At 67.3% G+C, this 14,727-nt stretch carries 4 protein-coding genes and 2 pseudogenes; 4 read left to right on the forward strand and 2 right to left on the reverse strand.

Annotated elements, in window-relative coordinates; all coding sequences use genetic code 11:
- Positions 1–31 precede the first annotated feature (31 nt).
- The 4 genes and pseudogenes from CSW62_RS27340 (at position 32) to CSW62_RS21975 (ending at position 11,276) form a co-directional block, all read left to right on the forward strand.
- Positions 32–6,643, forward strand: a complete 6,612-nt coding sequence (locus tag CSW62_RS27340) for a DUF4347 domain-containing protein (RefSeq protein WP_099581551.1) — start codon at positions 32–34, stop codon at positions 6,641–6,643.
- A 175-nt stretch (positions 6,644–6,818) separates the two neighbouring features.
- A pseudogene (locus CSW62_RS27145) lies at positions 6,819–6,974 on the forward strand (IS3 family transposase); the annotation flags it as partial.
- 1,117 nt (positions 6,975–8,091) lie between these two features.
- Positions 8,092–9,981: a methyl-accepting chemotaxis protein gene (locus CSW62_RS26665; protein WP_099581553.1), complete on the forward strand. Its 1,890-nt coding sequence runs from the start codon at positions 8,092–8,094 to the stop codon at positions 9,979–9,981.
- A 112-nt stretch (positions 9,982–10,093) separates the two neighbouring features.
- Positions 10,094–11,276: pseudogene (locus CSW62_RS21975) on the forward strand (carbohydrate porin).
- A 27-nt stretch (positions 11,277–11,303) separates the two neighbouring features.
- On the opposite strand, the gene CSW62_RS21980 reads toward CSW62_RS21975, so the two are convergent.
- Positions 11,304–13,661, reverse strand: a complete 2,358-nt coding sequence (locus tag CSW62_RS21980) for a TonB-dependent receptor (protein WP_233206753.1) — start codon at positions 13,659–13,661, stop codon at positions 11,304–11,306.
- Between the two features lie 76 nt (positions 13,662–13,737).
- Positions 13,738–14,718 carry a FecR domain-containing protein gene (locus CSW62_RS21985; protein ID WP_099581557.1) on the reverse strand — a complete coding sequence of 327 codons (981 nt, stop codon included), beginning with the start codon at positions 14,716–14,718 and terminating at the stop codon, positions 13,738–13,740.
- Between the last annotated feature and the right edge of the window lie 9 nt (positions 14,719–14,727).

Consider the following 14,727-nt stretch of genomic DNA (forward strand, 5'->3'; position numbering starts at 1 on the left):
CCGTAAAAATACAAAAGGGGGGAATCTTCTCATGACCATCGGTGGGGAAGCTTTGGCGCGCGCGCCGGCTCAGGCTGAAATCGTTTTCGTCGACATGCGGGTGGCGAACTACCAGGCGATCGTCGACGCTGTAGCGCCAGGCGCGCAGGTCGTTCTGATCGATCCCTCCCAGGAGGGGGTCCACCAGATGGCGCAAGCGCTCGAGGGGCGAAGCGATATTTCGGCGATCCACGTCGTCAGCCACGGCGCCGATGGCGTCCTGCTGGTCGGCTCCGAGGCGCTGCATGCTGGGAATCTTGCGCAGCACGCTCAAGACCTGGCGACGATCGGCGCGGCCTTGAGCCCTGATGGCGACATCCAGCTCTGGGGCTGCGACATCGCCGCCACAAGTGCAGGGCAAGCGTTTGTCGAGGAGCTCGCCCGGGCCACCGGCGCGGACATCGCCGCCTCCTCGAACGACACGGGCAGCGCCCCCGGCGCGGATTGGACGCTGGAGATCACCACCGGCGACGTCGTCGCCTCTCACGCCTTCGATACCACAGCCCTTGCCGGGTTCCAGGGTAGTCTCGCCACCCTGACAGCCTCGTCCCTGGCTGAGCTCAAGAGCGCTCTGACGACGGCGTCCGGTAATGGCCAAGCCGACACCATCACGCTGCTCGCCGACATCGCGGCGACGGGGACTGGAGACACCGTCAGCGGCTCCGACGGCGCCAAGACCGTGGTCGAAATCAACATTACCGACGGCCAGGCCCTGCAGATCGTCGGCGGCAATCATACGATCGACGCCAACTACTATGGCCGCGTGCTGGAGGTGCAGGCCGGATCTGTGACGATCTCCAACCTCACGCTGCGCGAGGGCTTGGTCTCGGCCAACGGCGGGGACCGAGGGATCGCTGGCGGCCAAGCGCTGGGGGGCGGCATTCTGAACGCCGGCAACCTGACGCTCTCGGGTGTGACGGTGACAGCCAACGGCGCTTCCGGCGGTGGCGGTGGTGGCGGCGCCAGCGGCCTGAACGCAGGCGGCGGCGGCGGCGGCGGCGGTTTGGGCGGCAAAGGCGGGGGCGATGGTGGCACAGGCGGCTACGTCGGCGCTAATACCTTCCTCTATCCTGGGTCTTCGGGCGGCAGTGGCGTAGGCGGTAACGGCGGCGACTGGACCACGCCTACTAACAACCTGTTGAGCGGCAGAGGCGGGGCCGCGACGGGCGGCGCGGGCGGCTCGTATGGCTACTACGCCAACGGCGGCGGAGGTGGCGCCGCCACCAACGGTTCGATCACGATCGGCGGCGGCGGCGGCGGTGGGTCGAATGAAAACAACGGCGGTGTCGGTGGAGCGGCGGTTGGGGGCGTTTACAACTCAGGCACGCTTACGCTGCTCTCCTCGGTGATCAGCGGCAATGTTGGAGCCGGCGGCGGCGGCGGCGGCGGCGGCGCCAATCCCTTCCCCGGGAATGCGAGTGGATATGCTGGCTCTGGCGCCAATGGCGGGCGCGGAGTCGGCGGCCTCTGGAACGCGATCGGCGCCACCCTGAATCTGGATGCGGCGAGTAATTCGGCCTTCGCGTCGAACAATGGCGGCGGCGGCAGTGGCGGCGATGGCCGTGACGGCAATGGCTCCGCGGGCGCCACGACCGCCGACATCCTGAACCTGGGAACCCTAAACATCGTCAACACGGCGCCGACAGCGACGATAAGCTCCGCGCCGGACGTGACCACGGCGGGCGCGACGACCTACACGGTGCGCGTAACCTATGCCGATAGCGATGGCACGGTGGCCAGCGCCTCGATCGGCACGGATGACCTCAAGTTGGGCGGCGTCGCCGCGACCGGCTTCTCGGTCATCTCGGGCGCCGATACCGCCACGACCGTCGTCGACTATACGTTCGCCGCGCCGGGCGGCAGCTTCGATCGCGGCGACAACGGCGTGCTGTCGCTCACCCTGGGCGCCAGCCCAGTAACCGACGATGGCGGCGCGGCTGTGGCCAGCCTCACGACCGGGGCGGCGGACGCCAACGTCACCGTCAACATACCGAACACGAGCCCGACCGGGACCGTCACGGTCACGGGCACGGCGACCGAAGACCAGGTCCTGACGGCCGACACCTCGGCCCTGGCCGACGCCGACGGTCTGGGAACGCTACACTATCAATGGCAGCGCTCGAACGGCGCGGGCTGGGACAATATCGGGGCCGACCAGGCGACCTACACGCTGAACGATCCGGACGTGGGCAAGACCATCCGCGTGGCGGTCACCTATACCGACGGCCAGAGCACGGCCGAGGCGGTCAACAGCACGCCCACCGCGACGATCATCGGTGTCAACGACGCACACACTGGCGGCGCCAATATCACGGGCACGGCTGCCGAGGATCAGGTCCTGACGGCGGTGTCGACCCTTGCTGACGCCGATGGCATTGGCACGCTGCATTACCAGTGGCAGCACGACAACGGCGGCGGCTACGTCAATGTCGGCGCCGATCAGGCGACCTACACCCCGGGCGATGGCGATATCGGCGGCGTTGTGCGCGTCGTGATCTACTACACCGACGCTGGCGGCACGGTCGAAAGCGCCACCAGCGGAGCGACGGCGGCTATTTCGGCGTCGAACGACGCGCCAACCGGCGGAGTGTCGATCACCGGCACGATCACCGAGAACCAGGTCCTGACGGCCGACACCTCGACCCTGGCCGATAGTGATGGGCTGGGGACGCTGCACTATGACTGGCAGCGGAACACGGGCTCGGGCTTCGTGAGCACCGGCGCGGCAGACCAGGCGACCTACACGCTGAGCGATCCGGACGTGGGCGGATCGGTGCGCGTGGTCGTCAGCTATACCGACGGCCAGGGCTTCTCCAACAGCGTGACCAGCACCGGCTCGTCGGCCATCGCCGGGGTCAACGATCCGCATACCGGCGGCGCATCGGTCACGGGCACAGTGACTGAGAACCAGGTCCTGACCGCGGTCTCGACCCTGGCCGATATCGATGGCCTGGGGACCTTGCACTACCAGTGGCAGCACGATGTCGGCTCGGGCTTCGTCAACATTGGAACCGACCAGTCTACCTATACTCTGGGTGACGCCGACGTCGGCGGGGTGGTCCGTGTGGTGGTCAGCTACACTGACGGCCAGGGCTTCTCGGAGTCCGCGACCAGCGCCGCGACGGCCGCCATCGGCGGGGCCAACGACGCGCCAACCGGCGGAGTGTCGATCACCGGCACGATCACCGAGAACCAGGTCCTGACGGCCGACACCTCGACCCTGGCCGATGTCGATGGGCTGGGGACGCTGCACTACGACTGGCAGCGGAACACAGGCTCGGGCTTCGTGAGCATCGGCGCGGCCGACCAGGCGACCTACACGCTGGGCGATCCGGACGTGGGCGGATCGGTGCGCGTGGTCGTCAGCTATACCGACGGCCAGGGCTTCTCCAACAGCGTGACCAGCACCGGCTCGTCGGCCATCGCCGGGGTCAACGATCCGCATACCGGCGGCGCATCGGTCACGGGCACCGTGACTGAGAACCAGGTCCTGACCGCGGTCTCGACCCTGGCCGATATCGATGGCCTGGGGACCTTGCACTACCAGTGGCAGCACGATGTCGGCGGCGGCTACGTCAACATTGGAACCGACCAGTCTACCTACACCCTGGGTGACGCCGACGTTGGCGGGGTGGTCCGTGTGGTGGTCAGCTACACTGACGGCCAGGGCTTCTCGGAGTCCGCGACCAGCGCCGCGACGGCCGCCATCGGCGGGGCCAACGACGCTCCGACGGGCGGAGTGTCGATCACCGGCACGATCACCGAGAACCAGGTCCTGACGGCCGACACCTCGACCCTGGCCGATGTCGATGGGCTGGGGACGCTGCACTACGACTGGCAGCGGAACACAGGCTCGGGCTTCGTGAGCATCGGCGCGGCCGACCAGGCGACCTACACGCTGAGCGATCCGGACGTGGGCGGATCGGTGCGCGTGGTCGTCAGCTATACCGACGGCCAGGGCTTCTCCAACAGCGTGACCAGCACCGGCTCGTCGGCCATCGCCGGGGTCAACGATCCGCATACCGGCGGCGCATCGGTCACGGGCACAGTGACTGAGAACCAGGTCCTGACCGCGGTCTCGACCCTGGCCGATATCGATGGCCTGGGGACCTTGCACTACCAGTGGCAGCACGATGTCGGCTCGGGCTTCGTCAACATTGGAACCGACCAGTCTACCTATACTCTGGGTGACGCCGACGTCGGCGGGGTGGTCCGTGTGGTGGTCAGCTACACTGACGGCCAGGGCTTCTCGGAGTCCGCGACCAGCGCCGCGACGGCCGCCATCGCCAATGTCAACGACACGCCGACCGGCGCGGTGACGATCAGCGGCACGGTCAGCGAGAACCAGGTGCTTACGGCCACCACCTCGGCTCTGGCCGACGCCGACGGCCTAGGGTCGCTTCACTACCAATGGCAGCGCAACACGGGCGCCGGCTTCACCAATGTCGGGAGCGACCAAGCGACTTACACGCTGGGCGACGTCGATGTCGCCGGTACGATCCGCGTGGTTGTCAGCTATGTCGACCAGCAGGGTACGGCCGAGGCGGTGACCAGCCTCGCGACTGCGGCGGTGGCGGGGGTCAACGACCCGCACACGGGAGGCGTGTCGATTACAGGCACGACGACCGAAGACCAGATTCTAACGGCGGTCTCGACCCTGGCTGATGTCGATGGTCTTGGGACTCTCCACTACCAGTGGCAGCGCGACACTGGCGGCGGCTATGTCAATGTCGGTAGCGACCAGGCGAACTATACGCTGGGCGACCCCGATGTTGGCGGTACGATCCGGGTGGTCACCAGCTACACCGACGCTCAGGGCTTCTCGGAGTCGGCGACCAGCGCGGCCACCGCCGCCGTGGTCAACGTCAACGATACGCCTACGGGCAGTGTGACCTTCACCGGCTCGCCGGTCGAGGGACAGGTCCTATCCGCCGCCAACACCTTGGTCGACGCCGACGGTATGGGGACTATTACCTACCAGTGGAAGGCCGATGGCGTGGATATCGCCGGGGCGAATAGTTCGACCTTCCTGCTAACCTCAGCCCAGGTCAGTAAGTCGGTGAGCGTTGTGGCCCGCTACACCGACCAGCACGGCACGAACGAAGCCGTGGCGTCGACTGGCCTCAACATCGCCAGCGCAGCGGTTCCTCCGACCTCGACGAGCAACCTGATCGACGGGGCTCCGGTCGATGTGATCCGCACGACCAATGCCGACGGTTCGATCACTCAGACCACAATCGTCTCAACGGTTACGCCGGTCGCGACCGGACAAACAGCGGACTTCCCCTTGCTGACCTTCAACGGCCAGGAGTTGCTGTCGGTCTCCGCGCCTGTGGGGTATGGCCTGACCATCACCGGTGATGATCGCCCTAGCACGCCGGCCAATTCGCTCAGTGACCTCATCACGGCGATCCGGGGCGCAGGCGGCAACAACGCGCAGACGGGCTCGGGTACGGACTTCCTGCGCGGTCTGCTGCCGACCGACCAAGTCCTGGTCCAGACCATCACGCCGACCGTCAAAGGCGCGCCAGACGAAACCCTTAGCTTGCGGTTCGATGGCGGCCCGGCCAATGACGGGGTCTACACCGCTATCGTGCTGGACGTGAGTCACCTGCCCAAGGGCACGGTCATCAGTCTGAATAATATCGACTTCATCACGCTGGTCGGCGAAGGCCGTTTCGGTGGCGGCGATGGGCGCCAGGTGGTCTACGGCGACGACGGCGCGCAGTACATCGTCCTGGGGGCGGACGATGACGTGCTGCATGGCGGCGGCGGGGACGACACCGTCGGCTCAAAAGGCGGCAACGACAAGCTCTATGGCGATGCCGGCAACGACACGCTGTTCGGCGGCGAAGGCAACGACCTGATGGACGGCGGCACGGGCTACGACACCGTGCTGATGGGAGGTAACCTCAAGGATTACATGTTCTTCCACACGGCCAGCGGTCTGCAGTCCACGAGTTTCGAGGGCAACGACACCATGGTCAATGTCGAGGCCTTGAAGATGGTCGACGGCTCGACGGTCACCGACCTGAACAAGCTGGTGGCCGGGACGACGTCGGTTGCGGTGATGACCTACGAGTTCTTCACCGGCAAGACGCCAACGGCGGCGGGGCTGGAGTACCTCCTGCATGCCCCGGACACCGTCAATTCCAACGACCTGAGCGACGCCTATTATACGAAGTTCAATGTCGACAACCGCTACATCAACTTCGCGATCAATCTGGCCTCACCCCAGGGCCAGGCTCATGCTTGGTTCGAGACGAACTACGGTTTGCTCAACTATGAGCAGACCCTGACCAAGGCCTACAAGGAGATCTTCGGGGTTACTCTCACCAACGACAAGATTCAGCACCTGCTCTACGATCAGGTTGGCCAGGACATGACCCGGGTGCACTATTTCGAGCTCTTTGCCGGCTCGACGGATGGCGCCAAGGCCGGGATCATCGGCTGGTTGCTGGCCGTGGCGGTCCTCGAGAACACCGGCCGTTATGCTGCGGCAAACACCGCCTTCCTCAACGACTTCGCCGATGGGGACGCCAAACTCAATGTCGACCTGGTGGGCGTCTACGGCGACGGCCACGCCTGGGGGGCGACGATCTAGGGCCTACGGCCAGTGCCTCCCGGCAGCCCTTGCGGGCGGGCCGGGCGAGACTTTGGACGGCGGTGCGCTCCGGTGCGCCGCCGTCTGTTGTTTTGGGGCCCAAGACGATTAAGGCGAAGACCTTCCTGAAAGAGCCCGGGCTTGCCGGAGGCCGCAACTCCTGAGAGATACGGGCATTACGAGCAACAAGACGGCGAACAGGTTTTCGCCTGAGGTGCGCGAGCGCGCGGTGCGGCGGGTGTTGGAGCACGAGGGAGCCCATCCCTCGCGCTTGGCAGCGACGATTTCGATCGCAGACAAGATCGGCTGCACAGCCCAGACCCTGAACGAGTGAGTCAAGAAGACCGAGGTCGACGCCAGCAAGCGGGCGGGCGTGCCCGACACCGGTCGCGACGCTGAGCTCCAAGGCGGCCGGTCCAATACGGAGGGCGGCGCGGTTGCGCTCGATGAGACCGCGCCGGGCCGCCCAGCCGAGCAGGGCTTTTGAGACCTGCACCCCATAAGCGGCGCGACGGTCGCGCAAGGCGAAGATCCGCTGGGCGGGGGCCTTGTCGTCCAAGGCGCTCAGCGGTTCACGGCCAAAGGCCCGGCCGATCCGGATGAGCTGCTCGCGATAGTCGTCCTGGGTGCGCGCGGCCAGGCGCTTGAACTCCGGAGACTGTTGATAGCCCCAGATCAGATGAGCAAGGGAGCCGGCCGAAGGCTCGTCGCCGACAATGTCCGCCGGCTGCGCCGAGATTCAGCGCTCAGCCAGGAGGATCTGGCCGGGCAGGCACAGGATTTATGTGGGGACGATCGAGCGGGCCGAACGCAATCTCGCTCGACGATATCGAGCGTTTGGCGCTGGCCCTGAAGGTGACGCCCGCCCCTTTGCTGACGCCGGGCGAAGGGTAGAAGCCGGCCGGCTTGAAAGCGCGAAATCGGCGCGAGCCGTCCAGGTCTGTCCAGCGAGATCGCTACACGGCAATACGGCAAGCGGGGGCCAAAACGGGGGGCTTTCCGCAGAAAACGCTAAGTATCTGAAAGGTTTTCGGTCCGTCCGGCCAATGCCCGGACACCCACTCCGCCAGCCATCCCGTTTGAGATCCCGCTAAAACAGTCGCCGCCCGCCGCGGCAGATTGCCGCAGAGCGCTGGGTCGCGACCCGCCCCAAGATCGTCTTCGACAGCCTGCTGATCGCTCACGCCGTGGCGCTGGAAAACCGCTTCGAGCCAGGCTCAAGCCCGAGGCGATCACTCCCGCTTAGCGTCAGCCGTCGATACGCGAATGAGACGCAAGTACTGACGGGCGAAATTTCAGTATTTGATCAAGATCAAGAGACTGATCGTCGCAGGCCGGATACCGAAATTGAGTTTTCCGCCAGCTTAGCCATTATCCGCTCATTAACAACGAACAGAGATACCCAAGCGGATACCAAGTAGCCTTGCAGATCTGGGTTCGCGCCAAAGATGTCTACAGACAACCTCAAGACGCGGACGTCTTCGTCGCGCAAACTGGAACGCTTCATCACCTTGATGATCGGCGGCCTGAGCGCGTTCTGCGTGTTGGCGGCTCTGGGCGCAAGCGCGTCCATGGAGATTCAGCGCCGCGCCCGCGTGACCGAGTCGGCGCGCGATGACCGGATCAACGCCCAGATGCTGGAGCTGTCGGTGCTGGCCAAGCAGATCCAGCTGGAGATCGTCCAGGTCCAGCAATTCCTGACCGACGTCTCGGCGACGCGCGGACTGAACGGCCTGGATGACGGCTGGAGCGAGGCCGCCCAGAACGCCGCGGATTTCAAGAAGGACGTCGCGCGCGCCGACGCGCTGGCCGACGCCTTGAACGATAGAGAGCTGAAGCAGGCCCTGGATGATGTCCAGGTCGCCTTCCCGGCCTATTATGCGACCGGCCAGAAGATGGCGCATGGCTATGTCAACGGGGGCACCGACGCCGGCAACGCCTTGATGGGCGAGTTCGACGCCACCAGCGAGGCCCTGGCCGGCAAGATGGACGCCGCCCGCGCGGCCATGAAGCGCCTGGAGCAGACCCAGGACGCGGAAAACAGCGTCGTCGAAAAGCGCCTTCACGACCAGCAGATCGCCGCCGTTGTCCTGGCCCTGGCCGTCGCCGTCGTGGCCTGCGTGATCGGCGGCGCGGCGATCATCCTGACCCGCACCCGCCTGCTGCGCCCCCTGTCGACGATCGGCGACTACATGGGTCGCCTGGCCGAGGGCGACTATGAGCGCGAGCCGCCCTTCCGCAATCGTCAGGACGAGCTGGGCGCCATGGCTCGCACGATCATGGTGTTCCGCAACGCGGCGCTGGACCGGCGCCAAGCCCGCATCGAGCAAGAGTCCGCCCGCGACGCCACTGACGCCGAGCGCCGCGCCAACGAACAGGAACGCGCCCGTTCGGACGCCGAGCGCCAGGCGGTGGTGCGCGAACTGGCTGCCGCGCTAGGTCGCCTGTCCGATGGCGACCTGACCGCGTCGATCCACACGCCCTTCCCAGGTGACTACGAGGCTCTGCGCACCGATTTCAACGCGGCGATCGCGCGCCTTTCGACCACCCTGGCGGCCATCGCCCATGGCGCCCGCAACATGCGCGCCAGCTCCGAGGAGATCGCCTCGGCAGCCGATGACCTATCGCGCCGCACCGAACAGCAGGCCGCCAGCCTGGAAGAGACCGCCGCCGCCCTCGGCGAGATCGCCTCGACGGTCGCGCGCGCCAACGACGGCGCCCGGGAAGCCGCCGCCGTGGTCACCAAGGCCAAGACCGAGGCCGAGACCTCGGGCGCGGTCGTCGAGCGCGCCGTCACGGCGATGAGCGCCATCCAGAAATCCTCGGACAAGATCGGCCAGATCATTGGCGTGATCGACGAGATCGCCTTCCAGACCAACCTGCTGGCCTTGAACGCCGGGGTCGAGGCCGCACGCGCTGGCGAAGCCGGTCGCGGCTTCGCCGTGGTGGCCATGGAAGTCCGCGCCCTGGCCCAGCGCTCGGCCGACGCGGCCAAGGAGATCAAGACCTTGATCGCCGAGTCCGGCGCCCAGGTGAGCGCCGGCGTCGAACTGGTGGGCCAGACGGGCGACACCCTGAACCGCATCGTCAACGAGGTGCTGCGCGTGCACGGCCTAGTGAACGACATCGCAAGTTCCTCCGAGGAACAGGCCGTGGGCCTTCGCCAGGTGAACACGGCGGTCAACCACATGGACCAAGTCACCCAGCAGAACGCCGCCATGGTGGAGCAGACCACAGCCGCCACCCATGCCTTGCGCGGCGAGGCCATGGATCTGGCCGGGCGCGTTGGCGAATTCCGCCTGGAGGCCCCGAGCGCTCGGCCCAGAGCGGCGGCCTAAACTCGGAACGAGGACATAAACCATATATAAATCAGTGCTTTAACCTGAAATAAGGCCAAACTTGAGACACTGAAGTCCGACATAGATTCAGAAGAATCCAAGGACTGAAGTCATGAAAGCCCGCAACCGCGCGACCGCTGGCAAAGCCCTGTTCGCCTTGGCCCTGGCCGTACTGCCAAGCCTCGCGACCCCGGCCCTGGCCGACGACGCCCTGACCCTCAAACTGGACTACATGGCGGACGTCGCCGGCGTCGTGCGCGGCGGGACCGCGCACAAGGCCCGGGTGCTCGACAACCTGAAGCTCTCGGCCGATGTCGACCTCGAGCGGGTCCTGGGGTGGTCGGGCGCGACCTTGCACGTCTCGGCGCTCAACAACGCCGGCGCCACGCCGAACGATGACGCCGGGACCTTGCAGGGCGTGGACAATATCGAGGTCGCCCAGCAGCGCGCCCGCCTGTTCGAGGCTTTCGTCGAGCAGACATTCGCGGGCGACAAGGGCTCGGCCCTGGTTGGCCTGTATGACGTCAACAGCGAGTTCTACGCCAATGAGAGCGCTGGTCTGCTGATCGCGCCCGCCTTCGGCATCGGCTCGGAGCTGGCGGCCACGGGCCCCAACGGCCCGTCGATCTTCCCCTCCACGGCCCTGGCCGCGCGCCTGCGCTGGACAAACGCGAACGGCGGTTACGTCCAGGGCGCGGTAATCAACGCTCACGCCGGCGTGCCGGGCGACCCTGGCGGCACCGACGTCAGCTTTGACGACGGCGTCTTGGCCATCGGCGAGGCCGGCTGGACCGGCGCGGGCAAGCTGGCGTTCGGCGCCTGGAGCTATTCCAAGCGCCAGGACGACTGGCGCGACGTCACCGCGGCCGGCGATCCGGTCAAGCGTCGGGCCTACGGCGCCTACGCCCTGGTCGAGCGCCGGATCAGCGGCGGAGAGGACGATCCGGGCCGCATCACCGCCTTCGCGGCGCGCCGGCGTCTCGGATGGCGCCACCAGTCCCTTCCGCGGCGGCTGGCAAGCAGGGATCCTGATCGAGCAGCCGGTCGCCAGCCGTCCGGCCAGCCAAGCCTCGTTCGGGATCAACCAGGGCTTCATCTCGCGTCGCCAGCGCGCCAACGGCTGGGACGGGGGCCAGGACACCGGCCGCACCGAGACGGCGCTGGAAGCCACCTACGCCGACAGCTTTGGTCCCGTGACGCTGCAACCCGACCTGCAATATGTGATCCGGCCCTCAGGCGATCGCGACGCCCGTAACGCTCTGGTGGCCACGCTGCGCGTCAAGATCGGCTTTTAGGGTTCGCCGAACGGCCGGCGACCACCGCTAGCGTCGAACCCGCAGCGCCAGGGATATCATCCGCGGCGTTTGCGGAGTCGTCTGGCGCAAGCGCTTCAGCGTGAACGGGTTGCCGTAGGCGAACGTGTCTCCGGCGCTGTCGAAGAGGTTGTCGACCGCAAGGCTCAAGTCCCACCGCTCGGCGCTGAGGCGAACCCCCGCCCGCGCCGAGACATAGTCGCCCATGACCGGCGCGGTGGCCGCATCGAAGCTGAGCCGGGATCGGCCGACATAGGCCAGTCGAGACTCCAGGCCCAGTCGCCATCCGTCGCCCAGAGGGCGCTCGTAGCTCGCGGAGAGCGACGCCGACCCGCGCGGCACGCCCGCGAGCCCAAGGTCCTCGCGCCCGGGAAAGGCCGCATTGACCGACTCCAGCTCGGGGTTGTTCAGGAGAAAGCTGGCGTCCAGCCGCAGCCCGCCTTGCAGGTAGCTGCCCTCGAATTCGACACCCAGGTTGCGCCCGTTCCCCAGGTTCGCCGTGTAGGGCAGACCGGACGGCAGCAATTGATCGCTCTGGATGTTGTTCCACGTCGCCTGGAACGCCGCCGCGCGCAGGCGCAGTCGCCCTTCGAGGACGCTGGCCTTGGCGCCGGCCTCGAAACTCCACAGCTCGTCGCCTTCGTAGCGACGCTGAGGCTCGCCGCCCTGGGTGTCGAAGACCTGGCTCGGGATGACGGCGGTGTTAAAGCCACCCGATCGATAGCCCTCGGCGGCCTGCACGTAGAACAGGACGGCGCTGAACGGCGAATAGGAGAGCACGGCCTTGGGGGCGAAACCCGTGTAGCTCTGCTCGTCACGAAAGCGCGCCGTATCGCCCAACGCCGTGGCGTGACTGGACGCTTCGGACTTGGTCGCGAACAGGCGCCCGCCCAAGGTGACGTTCCAGCCGCGGCCGAGGTCGCCGATCGCCTCGCCAAACAGCGCCGCCTCCTCCAGCACGTCGCGCCGCGTCTCGCGCGCCAGGGGCGAGGTCGGCTGGCTGGTCAGCAGCAACAGGCCATCGCGGCCTTGGCGCGTCCGCGCCAGGAACACGCCCGCCTGCCACTGGATCCGCCCTTCGGGCCGTGACGCCAGAGAGGCCTCGGCCACCACCGCGCCGACATGGTCATCGTCGTCAAAGGCGACCGCCGCGCCGGCGGGCGCCGCGACGGGCGGCGCGGCGCTGGCGTCGTAGCGGCTGGAGAGATCGTGACGCACGGCGGCGAGCGTGACCTTGGCCTCCCGCCCGAAGAGCTCTCCACGCGCCCCGACATGGACGGCCAGAAAGTCGTTGTCGTGCGGCTCGGCGATGCGATTTCGCCGCGCGTAGGGGCCGACGGAGGGATCGGCATACTGGGTGTCGGCGGAGCTTATGGCCTGGACCGTTATTCCCCCGTCGGCGGTCCAGTTGGGCCCGACCTCGGTCCGCAGCGATAGTCTCAAGCCTGACCGCCGCGTGCGGTTCACGTCCGAGCGCCCCTGTCCCAGATCGTCGATATAGCCGCCGCCGCGCTCCGCATAGGCGACCAGCCGGGCGGCCGCGCGGCCATGCACCAGCGGGACATTGACCATCGCCGAGGCCGATCCGCCGGCCCGCCCCCCTTGGGTGCTGGTCACCGAGGCTTCCGTCCAGGCGTCGAAGCCCGACGGGTCGGGACGATGCGTGACGATCTGCAGAACGCCGCCCAGCGACCCCGCGCCATAGAGCGCGCCCTGCGGACCGCGCAGCACCTCGACCTGGCTGACATCGATCAGCGGCAGATCCGGATCCGGCGCGTTGTAGGTCAGTCGCACATCGTCGAGATAGATCCCGACCATCGACTGGGTCTGGCCGGTCAGGGGTCCGTCCGACAGGCCGCGCAGGATCACCTTGTCGCGCCCTGGTCCAAGGTTGGTCACCGTCATCGCGGGGACCGCCAGGGCCAGGTCGGTGGCGTCTCTCACCCCGCCCGCGGCCAAGGCCTTGGCGTCCAGGGCGCTGACCGAATAGGCCAGACGGTCGGCGAGCGTCGGACGCCGGGTGGCCACGACCACCAGTTCGGACAGCGGCGCCAGGGTCTCGGTCGCGACGTCAGCCGCCTTGGCGACCCGCTCGCGCACGACGGGCGCGGCGCGGCGGACGATCTGAAACGCCTTGTTGTCGATCTGGACCGCATCGCAACCCGTATCCTTGAGAAGCGCCTTGAGCGCCGCCCGGGGAGAGGCCCTGCCGGAAAACCCTGGAGAGGGCCCACAGGCCTCCGCCGCGCCCAGCTCGATCGAAACCCGCGCTTGGATCGCGAAGGCCGTGGCCGCAGCTTTCAATGGTCCCCGGGGAATGGAGAACGCCGCGTCGGCGGCATAGGCGCGCACGGGCAGAACGGCCAATCCGATCGCCGACGCCAACCCGAGGCGCCGTCTGGCCCGCCCGTGCAAATCACGCCCCTCCGAACTCGTCAGGGCGTCACCTTAGGACGATTTCTCCATCGACGCGATCCACCGTCAACGACGCATAGGCGGCGAGAATTCGGATCGCCGCATCCTGATCGTCGAGCGCGATGACGCCGGAAAAACGCTTGAGCGCCGCCTGGGGCGCGATCCGGATCGGGGTGGGGAAGCGGCGATTGAGGTCGGCGACAATGTCGCCCAGGGTTTCGCCATCGGCGACCAGTTGCCCCTGGGACCAGGCGAAGGCGGCGTCGGGCTCGACGCGGCGGACCTGCGAACCGGTAGAGCCTTGGACGTGACGCAGTTCCTGCCCCACGGTCAGGCGGGCCGGCGGCGGCCCCTTTCCATCGCGCTGCGCGACCTCGACAATCCCGCGGCGCACGCTGACGCGGACGCTCCTGGCGTCATGGCGAATGTTGAACTCCGTCCCGACCACGCGCACGCGTTCGTCGCCGACGCCGATCACGAAGGGCCGCGAAGGATCCTTGGCGACGTCGAAACTGGCCTGGGCCAGGCCCATCTCGACCCGGCGCTGGCGCCAGCCCAGCCGGACGCTGAGCCGGGAGCCGCCGTCGAGCGTGATCCGCGTGCCATCGGCCAGGTCGACGCGCCGCGTCTCACCGGGCCTGGTCTCGTAGGTCACTAGGTCGCCCTGCGAGCTTTTCCACAGCGCGGGGCCGCCGACCAGCACGGCGAGGGACGCCGCGATGGCGCCGCTGATCCAGAACCCACGCGCCGGCGCCCTTTTCGGGCGGAAGGCGACCACATTGGGCGGAGCCGGCGACAGCGCCTCGGCGATCTCGGCCTTTCGACCTTCAAGATCGGCGACGATCAGCTCGGCCTCTTCGAAAGCCGCCAGGCGGGCCTCGGAGCCCTCCAGCCAGTCGGTCAGGGCTGACCAGTCGTCGGCCGTGGCCGCGTCGGACTGGACGCGGACCAGCCACGCGACCGCTTCGTCGCGCAGCGTCTCCTTCGTTTCCAGATCCTGACCGTTCATCCGATTTCG

The organism is Caulobacter sp. FWC2 (assembly GCF_002742625.1).
Taxonomy (GTDB): domain Bacteria; phylum Pseudomonadota; class Alphaproteobacteria; order Caulobacterales; family Caulobacteraceae; genus Caulobacter.

Excerpts from the sequence above, each read along its gene's own strand:
- CSW62_RS27340 (WP_099581551.1), top strand. The coding sequence starts at position 32 with ATGACCATCGGTGGGGAAGCTTTGGCGCGCGCGCCGGCTCAGGCTGAA.
- CSW62_RS26665 (WP_099581553.1), top strand. The coding sequence starts at position 8,092 with ATGTCTACAGACAACCTCAAGACGCGGACGTCTTCGTCGCGCAAACTG.
- CSW62_RS21985 (WP_099581557.1), bottom strand. The coding sequence starts at position 14,718 with ATGAACGGTCAGGATCTGGAAACGAAGGAGACGCTGCGCGACGAAGCG.